A 14333-nucleotide genomic window follows, 5' to 3' on the forward strand; every position below is an offset into this window, starting at 1 on the left:
CCCTGAACGCCGGGGCCCTCAGGCCTTGGCCTTCACGTAAGAACCCGGCGCCGGCTCGATGAGCCGGTAGGCGCTGCCCCTGCCATACCGCCTGGGTGCGGCAATCGGCCTGCCCGCGTGCGGCTCGAGCCAGGCCATCCAGTCGGGCCACCAGCTGCCCGGGTGTTCCCTGGCCCCTTCCAGCCACGCGGCATGGGTCCTGGGCAGCTGGTCGTTGGTCCAGTACGAGCGCTTGTTCTTCGCGGGCGGATTGATCACCCCGGCGATGTGCCCGGATGCGCCCATCACGAAGCGCTTCTTGCCAGGCAGCGCATGGACGCTGCCGTAGGCACCGTCGATCGGCACGATGTGGTCCTCGCGCGAGCCGTAGATGTAGACCGGCAGGTCGACCCGGCGCAGGTCCAGCTTCTCGCCACAGACCGTGAGCTTGCCGGGCTTGACCAGGTTGTTCTCGAGGTAGGTGTTGCGCAGGTACCAGGCGTACATCGGCCCGGGCAGGTTGGTGGAATCGCCGTTCCAGTACAGCAGGTCGAACGGCGGCGGCGTCTCGCCCTTGAGGTAGTTGCCCACCACGTAGTTCCACACCAGGTCATTGGGTCGCAGGAAGCTGAAGGTCGAGGCCAGCTCCTGCCCCTTGAGCAGGCCCCGCCGGCCCATCTGCGCCTCGCGCATGCGAACGAAGTTCTCGTCGATGAAGACGTCCAGCACGCCCGTGGTGCTGAAGTCCAGCAGCGTGGTGAGCAGGGTCGCGCTGGCCACCGGCTTGTCGCCGCGCGCCGACAGCACGCCCAGGGCAGTGCCCAGCAAGGTGCCGCCGACGCAGAACCCCAGCGCATTGATCGGCTTGCCGCCGCCGATCTCCCGCACCGCGCGGATCGCCTCCAGCACGCCGTCGCCGACGTAGTCGTCCCAGGTCGTCTCGCCGAGCGACTCGCCGGGGTTGCGCCAGCTCACCACGAAGGTGCGATGCCCCTGCTCGACCAGGTAGCGGATCAGCGAGTTGTCGGGCTGCAGGTCCAGGATGTAGTACTTGTTGATGCAGGGCGGCACCACCAGGAACGGCCGCTCGTACACCCTGGCCGTGCTCGGCTTGTATTCGATCAGCTGGATCAGCTCGTTCTGGAAGACGACCGCGCCCTCGCTGGTGGCGACGTTGCGGCCGATCTCGAACTGTCTCTCGTCCGTCATCGAGACACGGCCCTGCTGGATGTCGCTCAGCAGGTTCTGCAGGCCCCGCGCGATGCTTTCGCCGCGCGTCTCGATCGCCTTGCGCTGCGCCTCGGCGTTGAGCACCAGGAAGTTGCTGGGTGCCGACGCGGACATCCACTGCTCGACGGCGAAGCGCAGCCGCGCCTTGGTCTTGGGATCGGTTTCCACCGCTTCCACCAGGCCCAGCATCGTGCGGCCGTTGAGCAGGTAGGCCGCCGCGCTGAACGCGGCGAGCGGATTGCTGCCCCACGCTTCGGAACTGAACCGCTTGTCGCCCGCGGCTGCACCGGCAAGGCCGTGGTTCCACAGTTCCGCCGCTTCCCTCAGGTAGGCCTGCTGCAAGGCCGCCAGCTTGTCCGGGGAAAACTGGATCTGCGGCACCGGTTGCCCCGTGGCGGCGCCGGGCCCCAGCCCGGAGAATGCCTCCAGGCCCTTGCCGCCGGCAAACGCTTCCATGGCCTTCCTCCAGCTGTCCCCCAGGTCCTGCTGGAAGCGCTGGGCGATGGCGGTCCAGTCTGTCTGAGAATGCATGCTTGCCTCCTGTGTTCTTGTCTGATTCGTTCGGGTTAACCCGAGTATTCCATCATTGATGTTGCACCGCAACATTTCCACCAAGGTCGGCGGATGTACATCGTCGTCATAGGCTGGTTGTACGTGGCCCTGATGATGGCCGTGGCCGAAGCCTCGAATACCAATGGCAGCGTCCTCGGCGCGATCTTCACCTTCCTGCTCTATGGCGTGTTGCCGGTGGCACTGGTGGTTTACCTGATGGCCACGCCGTCCCGCAAGAAGGCGATCAGGGCACGCGAGCAGGCCGAGCGCGAGGAGCAGGCCCGGCGCCGGGCCCAGCAGGAGCGGCAGGTGACCGCCTCAGGCCAGCCAGATGCTGGCGGCGAATCGGCCGCTGCGGCGGTCCCTCCGGTGCGAGAAGAACCGTGAGGGATCGGTGACGGTGCACCAGTCGGCGCTGCCGTCGTTGCCGTAGTGGCGGGTGATGTCCAGCGCGCGCAGCCGGTCGCGTGCCAGGCCGGGCAGGTCGGCCAGCCACTGGCCCGAGGGCGCGAGCCGGAACCGCATGGAGGCGCCGGGCGACGACGCCTCGAAGGCAGCCTTCACCTCGGGGCCCACTTCGAAGGCGCCCGGCCCGATGCAGGGGCCCAGCCAGGCCAGCGTGCGCGGCGCGGCCTCGCCGGGGGTTGCGGCCAGCTGCGGCCAGAACGACTCCCACAGGACTTCCAGCACGCCGCGGCCCTCCTGTCCCGCCAGCCCCCGCCAGCCGCAGTGGGCGGCGGCCACCGCGCGGCCTTCACGATCGGCCAGCAGGACGGGCAGGCAGTCGGCGACCATGATCGTGCAGGCGACGCCGGGCTCCCGGGTCCAGCAGGCATCGGCCTCGAGTCCGTCCTTGCTGGCGCGATCGAGCCGGACCACCCGGTTGCCGTGCACCTGCCGCAGGAACACCGGGCGGGCCGCGATCGCTGCAGCGAAGCGCCGGCGGTTCTCTGCAACGGCCGCCGGGTCGTCGCCCACGTGGTCGCCCAGATTGAGGCTGTCGAAGGGAGCGCGCGAAACGCCGCCCTCGCGCAGCGACAGCAGGCTGCCGACGTTCGGCGGCGCGGGCCAGTCGGGAACGATCACGTTCGCACCCGCTTGAAGCTGGCTCAGGCCTCGTAGTCCGGGCAGCTGGACGGCTGCGCCTTGACGAAGGCGGGATGCTGCATGCAGGCCTCGAACACGGCCATGGTGCGGTCCAGGCCGGACAAGTCGGCGTTGAAGCGCTTGCCGTTGAAGATCTGCGGCACCAGGCAGCAGTCGGCCAGCGTCGGCGTGTCGCCGTGGCAATAGGTGCCCCGCGGCAGCCGCTGCAGTTCGCGCTCGAACGCCAGCAGGCCTTCGCGCACCCAGTGGCGGTACCAGCCGTTCTTGGCGTCCTCGCCGACCTTCAGTTCGTGGACCAGGTACTTGAGCACGCGCAGGTTGTTCAGCGGATGGATCTCGCACGCCACCAGCTGCGCCAGCGCCCGCACTTGCGCACGGCCCAGCGGCTCCGGCGGCAGCAGCGGCGGCGCCGGGTGGGTCTCGTCCAGCCATTCGATGATGGCCATCGACTGGCCCAGCTGCTCGCCCGTGTCCGTCTCCAGGGTGGGCACCAGCATCGAGGGCGACACCGCAAGGTAGCCCGGCTGCTTGTGCTCGCCCCTGGCGATGTGCACCGGCACGTAGTCGTACGACAGGCCCTTGAGCGCCAGCGCGATGCGCACGCGGAACGACGCGGAGGATCGGAAGTAGTTGTGCAGCTTCATGGCGGCGAGCATACCGCCGGCCCGCGCGACGGCGGCCTCAGCCGCCGACCACCAGCCGGATCGCCGGCAGCACGCGCTCGGTCTCGCTGCGGCGCTCCAGCGCCAGCCGCATGTTCATCTGCGCGACCTCGGTGTGCTCCACCGCCAGCGCCTGCGCGCGCGCGCCCTCGCCCCGCCGCAGGGCGTCGAACAGCATGTGGTGCTGCCGGTGCGCGTACAGCATCCACTCGCGGTCCTGCTCGGCAGTGGACATCATGGGCAGCATCGCGGAGGCGGGCGCGAACGGCAGCGCATTGTTCATGGCGATCGCCCGCTGCAGCGCCCGGTTGCCACTGGCTTCGAGGACCAGCGCATGGAAGCGGTCGTTCATGGCCGCGTACCCCGCGTAGTTCTCGTAGCCCAGCGGGTTGGCAGCAAGCAGGCGGTCGCCGTCCGCGAGGCAGGCTTCCAGGTCCATCTGCAGCTGGCGGGAGACGCCGTGCTCGGCCACCAGGCGCGCCGCCATGCCTTCCAGGTGGCCGCGGACGGCGATCGCATCGGCCACCTCGCGCGGGGTGAACTGCCGCACCAGGTACTTGCCGGTGCCGCTGACCTCGAGCAATCCCTCCTGCTCCAGCGTGACCAGCGCCGCGCGCACCGGCGTGCGCGAAGCGCCCAGGCGTTCGGCCAGTTGCTGCTCCGCAAGGCGCTGGCCGGGTGCGAACTCGCCGCGCAGGACCAGGTCCCGCAGCTGCATCAGCACCGTCTCTTGCAGGTTCATGCATCGAACTGTACACTGAACTTTCGATTTGGGATACCGTTTTGGAAGGACGGCTATGAAGGCAGAACAGAACGAACTGATCACCCGCGTCGGCCCGGGCACGGCCTGCGGGGCCGTGATGCGGCAGTACTGGCAACCGGTCGCGCTGGTGGACGAGTTCGATCCGGCGCTGGACCCGCGCATGGGCGGGCGTCCGGTCAAGGCCGTCCGCGTGCTCGGGCAGGACCTGGTGCTGTTCCGTGACGGGCAGGGCCGCTGGGGCCTGCTCGACCGCGACTGCCCGCACCGCAGCGCCGACCTGTCCTTCGGCCGCCACGAGGGCGATGGCCTGCGCTGCCCCTTCCATGGCTGGAAGTTCGATGCCACCGGCGCCTGCCTGGAAACCCCCGGCGAGCCGGCCGGCAGCAAGCTGTGCGAACGCGTGCGCCAGCGCCACTACCCGGTGGTCGAGAAAAGCGGCGTGCTGTTCGGCTGGTTCGGCGAGCCCGGCAGCGAGCCGCCGCCTTTCCCGCAGTTCGACTGCTTCGCGGCGCCGGCCACCCACACCTTCGCCTTCAAGGGCCTTTGGAACGCCAACTGGCTGCAGGCTTTCGAGGTCGGCATCGATCCCGCCCATCCCTCGTTCCTGCACCGCTTCCTGAACGACGCCCCCCTGGAGTCCATTGGCGACAACCCCGCCGGCAAGCAGTTCCGCAGCGCCAGCGCGGGCGAGGCGGCCGGCGGGGAGCGCTGGCCGATGACGCGCATCCTGCGCGAGTTCTGCCAGCCCGACATCAGCTTCGAGCCGCAGCCCTGGGGCCTGCGGCTGACGGCGCTGCGATCGATGACGGACGAGCTCACGCACGTGCGCATCACCAACGCCATCTTCCCGCACACCTTCGTGATCCCGCTGTCGGAGACGCTCACCATCACCCAGATGCACGTGCCGGTGGACGACACCCACACCTACTGGTACTCCATCTTCACCAGCTTCGCCGGCCCGGTGGACAAGGAGGCGATGCGCAACCAGCGGCTGCAGTTCGTCTCGCTGCCCGACTACATCCCCAAGTCGGGGCGCCACAACAACTGGGGCTTCAATGCCGACGAGCAGCGCTCCCAGACCTACCTGGGCATGGGCGAGGAAGACATCAACGTGCACGACCAGTGGGCGGTGGAAAGCATGGGCCCCATCCAGGACCGCACGCGCGAGCACCTGGGCACCACCGACAAGGTGATCATGGCCAACCGCCGCATGCTGCTCAAGGCGATCGAGACCGTGCAGGCCGGCGGCACCGCGCCCGGCGCGGCCGATGCGGCGCTGGCTGCACAGATGGTCGGGCCCGACACGGTCGACGGCATCGCGCCGGCCGGCGAGTGGGCGACGTGGTCGCAGGCCCGCGTGCAGGCCAAGCGCGACGGCGCGCCCTGGATCGCGAAGGCCACGGCCGCGGCGGAGACCGCATGACGACGTTCGCCCAGCGCTGCTGCCTGCACGACGCCGCCCGGGAGGAGGCGACCCAGCGCGCCACGCGGCAGATCGGCACCGACGGCCTGGAACTGGTGCGCGTCGCCTGGTGCGACCTGCACGGCGTGACGCGCGGCAAGACGCTGGTCGCCTCGGCCGCGCGCCGCGCGTTCGACGAAGGCGTCGGCATGGTCAGCACGCTGATGCTCAAGGACACCTCGGACCGGACCGCCTACAAGGTGTTCGAGCCCGGCGGCACCGCCACCCTGCCCGGCTTCGGCTTCGCCAACAACCTGGTGCTGCTGCCCGACCCGGAAAGCCTGCGCGACCTGCCGTGGTCGCCCGGCAGCGGCTGGTTGCGCGCCCAGCCCTGGTTCCAGGACGGCCAGCCCGTGGAGCTGGACACGCGGCGCGTGCTGCAGCGCGCGCTGCAGCGGCTCGAACGCGCGGGCTACCGGATGCGCTGCGGCCTGGAGATCGAATTCCACATCTACCGCATCGAGGACACCCGGGCGCAGCTCGACCCGGAGCTGGCCACGTGGCCCGGCCTGCCTCCTGCCGTGAGCCTGATCCATCCCGGCTACAACCTGCTGACCGAGAACTGGTACGACCTGGCCGAGGAGCCGATGCGCATCGTGCAGCACACGGCGCAGTCGCTCGGGCTGCCGCTGCTGTCGCTGGAAATCGAGCTGGGCCCGAGCCAGGTGGAGGCGGTGTTCGACGTCACCGACGCGCTGGCCGCCGCCGACAACATGGTGCTGTTCCGCAACGGCGTGCGCCAGGCCTTGCGCCGCGCCGGCTACCACGGCACCTTCATGTGCCGCCCGCCCTTCCCGAACATCATGTCGAGCGGCTGGCACCTGCACCAGTCGCTCGTGGATGCGCAGACGGGCCGGAATGCCTTCGTGCGCGAGGCACCCGCTCCGGGCAGCCTGGCCGACGAGGCCGCCCACACCTTGTCGGAGGTGGGCGAGAACTACCTGGCCGGCCTGCTGGCGCATGCGCGCGCGATGACGGTGTTCTGCACGCCGACGGTGAACGGCTTCGGCCGCTTCCGCCCGAACGCGCTGGCGCCGCAGTCGGTGCTGTGGGGCCGCGACAACCGGGGCGCCATGCTGCGGGTGGTGGGCGAGTGCGGCGACAGGGCCACCCGCATCGAGAACCGCATCGGCGAGCCGGCCGCCAACCCCTACCTGTACCTGGCCTCGCAGATCCACGCCGGGCTGGACGGCATCGAGCAGCACCTGAAGGCGCCTTCGGCCACCGACTCGCCGTACGGGGGCTCGGGCGAGCGCATCCCGACCAGCCTGGGCGACGCGCTGGAAGCGCTGCAGGCCGACGCGGTGATGGTGGAAGGCTTCGGCCAGCCCTTCGTCGACTACTTCTGCACCGTCAAGCAATCGGAACAGCAGCGCCACCTGCAGGCCGAGGACAACGCCGACTTCCAGCGGCGCGAGTACTTCAGCCGCTTCTGACATTCCACCCCATGGTCAAGGTCCACCTGGTGCCCGCCGGCGGCGGCGCGCCCATCACCGTCGAAGGCAAGCCCGGCCAGAGCCTGATGCAGGCCGCCGTGGCGGCCAATGCCCCCGGCATCGAAGCCGAATGCGGCGGCCTGCTCACCTGCGCCACCTGCCACGTGTACGTGCGCGAGCCGTTCCCGGCCCGATTGCCGCCCGCCGGCAGCGACGAACTCGGCATGCTGGAATTCACCGCCTCGCCCCGCCGGGACAACAGCCGCCTGTCCTGCCAGATCAAGCTGGCGCCGGAACTGGACGGGTTGACGGTGGACCTGCCGGCCACGCAGACCTGAGGGCGCGGGCGCCCGGGCGCCTTGCGCGGTCAGGCCGCGTGCCCGTGCACCAGCCTGGCCAGCAACTGCAGCAGTTGATCCTGTTCGCGCGGGGCCAGCGGCCCCAGGATGCGGCGCTGCGCACGGCTCACCGCACGCTTCATCGCCAGCGCAGTGGCCTGGCCTTCGGCCGTCACCCACAGCAGCTTGCGCCGGCGATCCCGGCCGTCGGCCTCGCGCCGGACCCAGCCCCTGGCTTCCAGCCGGCCGATCACCGAGCCGAAGGTCGCCGCATCGAACGCCACCTTGCCGGCGAGCGTGACCTGGTCCTCGCCTGGATCGGCGATCAGCGCATTGAGGATGGCGAACTGCACCGGCGTGAGGCCGTGCTCGGCGGTCTCTTCCATGAAGATCGCCACCGCGACCTGGTGCGCGCGCCGGATCAGGTACCCGGGTGCGTGCTCGAAGTCGTAGCTCTTGGGCATGCGCGCGAGTGTAGCCAGCGACGTCTGCGGGTCGGTCCCGATTGCCCGCCACCTCAATGATATGTATGCTTAGCATCCATTTTCCCGATCCCTCCGCCGCGCCGCGCCGCCGGCTCTTCCACCGCGCTTGCAGCAAACTCCCGCCATGTCACGCAGCCTGACGGAGCCCAGCCGCCGAACCGAGGTCCATGGCGAGTACGACGTGGTCGTGCTCGGCGGCGGGCCGGCCGGCATGGCCGCGGCCGCGGCGGCCGCGCAGGCAGGCCGCAGCACCCTGCTGGTGGAACGCTACGGCTTCCTCGGCGGCATGGGGACGGCCGCCGGCGTCACCAACTTCTGCGGCCTGCATGCCAACGTGCATGGCGAGATCCGGCAGGTGGTGCACGGCGTCGCCTCCGAGCTGCTGGCCCGCATCGATGCCCTCGGCGGCCTCAACGCGCCCCATGCGCTGTTCGGCAAGACGGTGGCCCAGGCCTACGACACGCCGGCCTACAAGATCGCCGCCGACCAGCTGATGCAGGCCGCCGGCGTCCAGCTGCTGTTCCATGCGCTGGCGGCCGGCATCGTGATGGATGCGCCCGGCCGCATCGGCGCCCTGCTGGTGGAGACCAAGTCGGGCCGCCGTGCCGTGCTCGGCCGTGCATTCATCGACGCCTCCGGCGACGGCGACCTCGCCGCCTGGGCCGGCGTGCCCTTCGACAAGGGCGACGGCCACGGCAACTTCCTCTATCCTTCGACGATGTTCCGCATCAACGGCGTCGACCCGCAGCGCGCCGGCAAGGCCTGGGAGACGATTCCCGGCCTGATGCTGCGGGCGCAGGCCGAAGGCCGGCACCGCTTCCCGCGCAAGACGCCGATCGTGCGGCCGCAGAAGAGCGGCATCGAGTGGCGCGTCAACCTCACGCAGCTGGCCAGTGAACAGGGCAACGCGCTGGACGGCACCGATGCCGACGAACTGACCCAGGCCGAACTGCAGGGACGCCGGCAGATCGCGGGCGTGGCCGCCTTCCTGCGCGAAGTCCCCGGCTTCGAGCAGTGCTACATCGTCGACATCGCGCCCCAGGTCGGCATCCGCGAAACGCGCCGCGTGCAGGGCCTGTACCAGCTCACCGAGGCCGACGTGCTGGGCTGCGCCAGCTTCGAGGACACCGTGGGCGTCAACGGCTGGCCGCTGGAGCTGCACCTGAAGGGCGACGTCGAGTTCCGCTGGCCTCCGATTCCGCAGAGCCGCGGCTTCAACCACCTGCCCTACCGCATGGTCGTGCCCCGCGGGGTGGACAACCTCTGGGTGGCCGGCCGCTGCGCCTCGATGTCGCACGAAGCCCAGTCCGCCGCGCGGGTGACTGGCGCGTGCTTCGTGATGGGCGAAGCGGCGGGCACGGCAGCCGACCTCGCGCTGTCGGCCGGCTGTAGCGCGGACCGCGTGGACGCGCGCGCCCTGCAGGCCCGGCTCGAATCGCGCGGTGCCTGGCTCGGCCGCGAAGGCTGATTCCACTTTCCGGCACCAGGAGACCGCGACATGAACGCGCCCGACACCGCATTGCAGGCACGGCAGCAGCTGTACCGCGACATGGACCCGCACCACCTCACGCCGCTGTGGGAGGTGCTGCATGCGCTGGTGCCGCCGCAGCCGCGCAGCCCCTGCGTGCCCGCGCACTGGGGGTACGAGGAGGTCCGGCCCTTGCTGATGCGTGCCGGAGAAGCGATCACGGCGAACGAAGCCGTCCGCCGCGTGCTGATCCTGGAGAACCCCGCGCTGCGCGGCCAGTCGGCCATCACCCAGTCGCTGTATGCCGGCCTGCAGCTGATCCTGCCCGGCGAAGTCGCGCCCAGCCACCGCCACGTGCAAAGCGCACTGCGCTTCATCGTCGAAGGCAGCGGCGCGTACACCGCCGTCGACGGCGAACGCACCACCATGCACCCGGGCGACTTCATCATCACCCCGAGCTGGACCTTCCACGACCATGGCAACGAGGCCGGCGGCCCGGTGGTGTGGCTGGACGGTCTGGACATTCCCATGGTCCGCTTCCTGGACGCGGGCTTCGCCGAGAACGGCAGCACCCGCTCGCAGCCGGTCACGCGCGCCGAGGGCAGCAGCTTCGCGCGCTACGGGCACAACATGGCGCCCGTACGGCACGACGCGCCGTTCGGCGCCACTTCGCCGATCTTCAGCTACCCGTACGAGCGCAGCCGCGACGCGCTGCAGCAGCTCGAGCGCGATGCGCCGATCGACCCCTGGGACGGCGTCAAGCTGCGCTACGTGAACCCGCTGACGGGTGGGCATCCGATGCCCACCATGGCCACCTTCATGCAGCGGCTGCCGGCCGGCTTCTCGGGCGAGGGCTGGCGCCAGACCGACGGTGCCGTCTACAGCGTGGTCGAGGGCTGCGGCAGCGTGGAAATCGAAGCGGGCGGGCAGCGCTGGCGCTTCGACTTCGGCCCGCGCGACCACTTCGTCATTCCTTCGTGGCACACGGCCCGCCTGTCCTCGGCGGGCGGCTGCGTGCTGTTCAGTTTTTCCGACCGGCCGGTGCACCAGGCGCTGGCCATCCACAGAGAAGAAAGGTTGTCATGAGCTACGTCTTTGCAGCACCCGCGATCACTTCGGTCCCGGTCCTCGGCCGCGCCGAACGCTTCCCGGTGCACCGCGTGTACTGCGTGGGGCGCAACTACGTCGAGCACGCGCAGGAGATGGGCTTCACCGGTCGCGAGCCGCCCTTCTTCTTCCTCAAGCCGGCCGACGCCATCGTGCCGGTGCCGCAGGGCGAGACGGCCACCATCCCTTATCCCACGCTGACGAAGAACCTGCACCACGAGATCGAACTGGTCGTGGCGATAGGCACCGGCGGGCGCGGCATCAAGGCCGCCGACGCGCACCAGCACATCTTCGGCTACGCGGTCGGCCTCGACATGACGCGGCGCGACCTGCAGGGCGAGATGAAGAAGCAGGGCCGCCCCTGGGACATCGGCAAGGCCTACGACCAGTCCGGCCCCATGGGCCCGATCACGCCCGCGGCACAGGCCGGCGAGGTGGCCAGCGCGGCGATCTGGCTGCAGGTCAATGGCCAGGACCGCCAGCGCAGCAACGTGTCCAAGCTGATCTGGAACATCGCCGAGACCATCGAGCACCTGTCGGCCGCGTGGGAGCTGGCGCCCGGCGACCTGATCTTCACCGGCACGCCCGAGGGCGTCGCGGCGGTGGTCTCCGGCGACACGCTGGTGGGTGCCGTGGACGGCCTGGGCGAACTGCGCGTGCGCATCGGCTGATGCCGTCCGGGCGCCGTCAGCGAGCGCGACCATAATCCGGGGCCGGCGCGAGGGGCGCCGGCTGCGGCGCCCCTCGCGCCGCAGCAGAGAAAGCAAGAGGAGACTCGCTTTGCGCGTATTGGAATCCCTGGCCAAGCTGTGCGCCGTGGCCGCCGGGCTGCTGCTGACCGCCATCACGCTGATGACGTGCGCCAGCCTGATCGGCCGCAACACGGTGGGCATCACCCTGGTGGGCGACTTCGAGCTGACCGGCGTGGCCGCCGGCGCGGCGATCGCCATGTTCATGCCCTGGTGCCAGGTCCGCCGCGGCAACATCATCGTCGACTTCTTCACCACCCGGGCGGGCGATCGCACCAATGCGGCGCTCGACCGGTTCGGCGCCCTCCTGCTGGGGCTTGCGATGGCGCTGCTGTCCTGGCGCACGGTGCTCGGCGGCATCAACGCCTTCGAGACGCAGTCCGGCACCATGATGCTGGGCTTTCCGGTGTGGGTGGTCTATGCCTGCATGGTCCCGCCGCTGGTGCTGACGGCGCTGATCGGCCTGTGGCAGGCGCTGCGCGGATTCGGACCGGAGGTGCACGAATGAGCCCGCTGGCCCTCACCGCCCTGATCTTCGGGATCATGCTGCTGCTGATGGCGATCCGCACGCCGATCGCCATCTCCATGTTCGCCGCCGGCGCCATCGGTTATGTGCTGCAAGCCGGCTGGCTGCCGCTCGCGTACTTCCTGAACACCCAGTCGTTCGCCCGCTTCGCCAGCTACGACCTGTCGGTGATCCCGCTCTTCATCCTGATGGGTCACTTCGCCACCCAGGGCGGCCTGTCCCGCGCCTTGTTCGAGTTCGCCAGCGCCGTGATGTCGCGCTTCCGCGGCGGCCTGGCGATGGCCTCCGTGATGGCCTGCGCGGCCTTCGGTGCGATCTGCGGTTCGTCGGTGGCCACGGCCGCCACCATCACCTCGGTGGCGCTGCCCGAGATGAAGCGGCACGGCTACTCCGGCCGGCTGGCCACCGGCACGCTGGCAGCCGGCGGCACATTGGGCATCCTGGTGCCGCCATCCGTGCCGCTGATCATCTACGCCATCCTGGCCGAGCAGAACATCGCCAAGGTGTTCGCGGCCGCCATGATCCCCGGGATCATCGCCATGGTGGGCTACATGATCGCCATTGCGATCTACGTGCGCCTGGTGCCCGGCCATGCGCCCGACCGCGACGACGACGATGCCCCGAAGCTGACCCTGGCCGCCGTGCGCGGCGTCACCCCGATCGCCATCATCTTCCTGCTGGTCTTCGGCGGCATCTACGGCGGCTTCTTCACGCCCACCGAGGGCTCCGCGGTCGGCGCCGCCGCCACCTTCGTGGCCGCGCTGCTCAAGCGCGAGATCACCTGGCCGAAATTCAAGCACTGCTTCTACGCCACGGCGGAAGGCTCGGCCATGATCTTCATGATCTTCCTGGGCGCCGACCTGATGAACGCGGCGCTGGCCCTCACGCAGGTGCCGGCGCAGCTGGCCAGCGTGGTCGGCAGCTGGGGCCTGTCGCCTGTCGCCGTGGTGTCGGCCATCCTGCTGTTCTACGTCGTGCTGGGCGCCGTGATGGACGAGCTGTCCATGATCCTGCTGACGATCCCGATCTTCTTTCCGATGGTGATGGGCCTGGACTTCGGCATGCCGTCGGAGTCGGTGGCCATATGGTTCGGCATCATGGTGCTGATGACGGTGGGCTTCGGCCTGCTGGCGCCACCGGTCGGATTGAACGTGTACATCGTCAACGGCATGGCCCGCGACATCCCGATCGGCGAGAGCTACCGGGGCGTCATGCCTTTCCTGGCCAGCGACGTAATCCGCACGCTGCTGTTGCTGTTCTTCCCGCCGATCTCGCTGTGGGTGGTGCAGTTCGTCGGCTGAGCAAGGCTGAGGGAAAGCCCCGTACCCCGCATAAGGCCGCTGCTGTACTTTAGTCAAGTTCCATATTTCTGACCGGAGAACCTCCCCATGATCCAGCGACGCACCCTGCTGAAGTCCTCTGCCGCCGCGGTGGCCCTCGGCGCGCCCGGCCTGAGCGGCCTGGCGCAACAGGCCGTCACCCTGAAGTTCCACACCTTCATGTCGCCCCAGTCCAATGTCTGGCTGGGCATGCACAAGCCGTGGATGGGCAAGGTGGAGAAGGACTCGGGCGGCAAGATCAAGTTCGAGGCCTACCCGGCCATGCAGCTGGGCGGCACACCGGTGCAGCTGTACGACCAGGCCAAGGACGGTGTCGTCGACGTGGTCTGGACCCTGCCGGGCAACACGGCCGGCCGCTTCCCCCGCATCGAGGTGTTCGAGCTGCCGTTCATCATGAACAACGCCGAGGCCACCTCCAAGGCCTACTGGGAGTACGTTCAAACCGTCGCGCAGGACGAGTTCAAGGACACGCACCCGATCGCCCTGCAGGTGCACGGCCCGGGCTTCTTCCACACCAAGGACAAGCTGATCAAGCACCCGGACGACCTGCGCGGCATGAAACTGCGCGGCCCGACCCGCCAGATCACCAAGATGCTGGGGTATCTCGGCGCCATCCCGGTGGGCATGCCGCTGCCGCAGATTCCGGACGCGCTGTCCAAGGGCACCATCGACGGCTGCGTGATTCCCTGGGAGGTGGTGCCCTCGGTCAAGGTGCACGAGCTGACGAAGTACCACAGCGAGTTCGATCCCGCCGGCGGCGCCCTGTACACCACGACCTTCGTGATGACCATGAACAAGGCCAAGTACGAGTCGCTGTCGCCCGAGCTGAAGAAGGTGATCGACGCCAACTCCGGCATGGAGACCTCGGGCTGGCTGGGCAAGGTGCAGCAGGGCAACGACATCCCGGGGCGCAAGGTCACCGTGGACCGGGGCGCCACCATCTACACCATTCCTGCGAAGGACGCGCAGGAGTTCAAGACCCGCTCGCACAAGGTTGAAACCGAGTGGGTGGAAGACATGAACAAGCGCGGCTTCGACGGCAAGAAGTTGCTCGAGACGGCCAAGGCGCTGATCGAGAAGCACGGCAAGACCACGCCGGCGCCGAAGAAGGCTTAAACTCGACCGGCCT

General features: G+C 69.3%; 15 protein-coding genes. 10 read left to right on the plus strand and 5 right to left on the minus strand.

What is annotated here, in order from left to right:
* Positions 1 to 18 precede the first annotated feature (18 nt).
* Positions 19 to 1740, minus strand: coding sequence for a class I poly(R)-hydroxyalkanoic acid synthase (gene phaC / locus V6M57_RS12655; protein WP_332815353.1), 1722 nt, complete (start codon positions 1738 to 1740; stop codon positions 19 to 21).
* A 93-nt stretch (positions 1741 to 1833) separates the two neighbouring features.
* Between phaC and V6M57_RS12660 the strand changes: the two genes are divergently transcribed.
* Positions 1834 to 2148 carry a hypothetical protein gene (locus V6M57_RS12660; RefSeq protein WP_332815354.1) on the plus strand — a complete coding sequence of 105 codons (315 nt, stop codon included), beginning with the start codon at positions 1834 to 1836 and terminating at the stop codon, positions 2146 to 2148.
* Here the strand turns inward: V6M57_RS12660 and pgeF are convergent.
* From pgeF to V6M57_RS12675, 3 genes are read right to left on the minus strand one after another with little or no spacing between them, the layout of a single operon-like run.
* On the minus strand, positions 2080 to 2847 hold the full coding sequence (pgeF, locus tag V6M57_RS12665; protein WP_332815355.1) for a peptidoglycan editing factor PgeF: 768 nt from the start codon (positions 2845 to 2847) through the stop codon (positions 2080 to 2082). The genes V6M57_RS12660 and pgeF overlap by 69 nt on opposite strands.
* A 23-nt stretch (positions 2848 to 2870) precedes the next feature.
* On the minus strand, positions 2871 to 3512 hold the full coding sequence (gene maiA, locus V6M57_RS12670) for a maleylacetoacetate isomerase (RefSeq protein ID WP_332815356.1): 642 nt from the start codon (positions 3510 to 3512) through the stop codon (positions 2871 to 2873).
* A 37-nt stretch (positions 3513 to 3549) separates the two neighbouring features.
* Complete coding sequence (locus V6M57_RS12675) at positions 3550 to 4272, minus strand: GntR family transcriptional regulator (RefSeq protein ID WP_332815357.1); 723 nt, start codon at positions 4270 to 4272, stop codon at positions 3550 to 3552.
* A 55-nt stretch (positions 4273 to 4327) separates the two neighbouring features.
* Between V6M57_RS12675 and V6M57_RS12680 the strand changes: the two genes are divergently transcribed.
* Genes V6M57_RS12680 through V6M57_RS12690 form a run of 3 tightly spaced genes read left to right on the plus strand, consistent with a single transcriptional unit; the run spans position 4328 to position 7529 of the window.
* Positions 4328 to 5716 carry a Rieske 2Fe-2S domain-containing protein gene (locus tag V6M57_RS12680; RefSeq protein ID WP_332815358.1) on the plus strand — a complete coding sequence of 463 codons (1389 nt, stop codon included), beginning with the start codon at positions 4328 to 4330 and terminating at the stop codon, positions 5714 to 5716.
* Positions 5713 to 7191: a glutamine synthetase family protein gene (locus V6M57_RS12685; protein WP_332815359.1), complete on the plus strand. Its 1479-nt coding sequence runs from the start codon at positions 5713 to 5715 to the stop codon at positions 7189 to 7191. The genes V6M57_RS12680 and V6M57_RS12685 overlap by 4 nt, the downstream gene beginning before the upstream one ends.
* Before the next feature lie 11 nt (positions 7192 to 7202).
* Positions 7203 to 7529: a 2Fe-2S iron-sulfur cluster-binding protein gene (locus tag V6M57_RS12690; protein WP_332815360.1), complete on the plus strand. Its 327-nt coding sequence runs from the start codon at positions 7203 to 7205 to the stop codon at positions 7527 to 7529.
* A 29-nt stretch (positions 7530 to 7558) separates the two neighbouring features.
* Here the strand turns inward: V6M57_RS12690 and V6M57_RS12695 are convergent, their stop codons facing one another.
* On the minus strand, positions 7559 to 7993 hold the full coding sequence (locus V6M57_RS12695; protein WP_332815361.1) for a MarR family winged helix-turn-helix transcriptional regulator: 435 nt from the start codon (positions 7991 to 7993) through the stop codon (positions 7559 to 7561).
* A gap of 145 nt (positions 7994 to 8138) precedes the next feature.
* Between V6M57_RS12695 and V6M57_RS12700 the strand changes: the two genes are divergently transcribed.
* From V6M57_RS12700 to V6M57_RS12725, 6 genes are all read left to right on the plus strand, one after another.
* A complete protein-coding gene (locus tag V6M57_RS12700; RefSeq protein ID WP_332815362.1) occupies positions 8139 to 9482 on the plus strand; it encodes an FAD-dependent oxidoreductase in 1344 nt (447 codons plus the stop codon).
* A 30-nt stretch (positions 9483 to 9512) separates the two neighbouring features.
* The gene (gene gtdA / locus V6M57_RS12705; RefSeq protein ID WP_332815363.1) at positions 9513 to 10568 is read left to right on the plus strand and encodes a gentisate 1,2-dioxygenase; all 1056 of its coding nucleotides are present in this window, start codon (positions 9513 to 9515) and stop codon (positions 10566 to 10568) included.
* On the plus strand, positions 10565 to 11260 hold the full coding sequence (locus V6M57_RS12710) for a fumarylacetoacetate hydrolase family protein (protein WP_332815364.1): 696 nt from the start codon (positions 10565 to 10567) through the stop codon (positions 11258 to 11260). The genes gtdA and V6M57_RS12710 overlap by 4 nt, the downstream gene beginning before the upstream one ends.
* A gap of 109 nt (positions 11261 to 11369) precedes the next feature.
* Positions 11370 to 11846 carry a TRAP transporter small permease gene (locus V6M57_RS12715; protein ID WP_332815365.1) on the plus strand — a complete coding sequence of 159 codons (477 nt, stop codon included), beginning with the start codon at positions 11370 to 11372 and terminating at the stop codon, positions 11844 to 11846.
* Positions 11843 to 13165, plus strand: coding sequence for a TRAP transporter large permease (locus V6M57_RS12720; RefSeq protein WP_332815366.1), 1323 nt, complete (start codon positions 11843 to 11845; stop codon positions 13163 to 13165). Before V6M57_RS12715 ends, V6M57_RS12720 begins: the two co-directional genes overlap by 4 nt.
* Before the next feature lie 87 nt (positions 13166 to 13252).
* Positions 13253 to 14320 (plus strand): TRAP transporter substrate-binding protein, encoded by a 1068-nt coding sequence (locus tag V6M57_RS12725; RefSeq protein WP_332815367.1) that lies wholly within the window; start codon positions 13253 to 13255, stop codon positions 14318 to 14320.
* Positions 14321 to 14333 lie beyond the last annotated feature (13 nt).

This window comes from Ramlibacter sp. (assembly GCF_036676645.1).
GTDB lineage: Bacteria > Pseudomonadota > Gammaproteobacteria > Burkholderiales > Burkholderiaceae_C > Ramlibacter.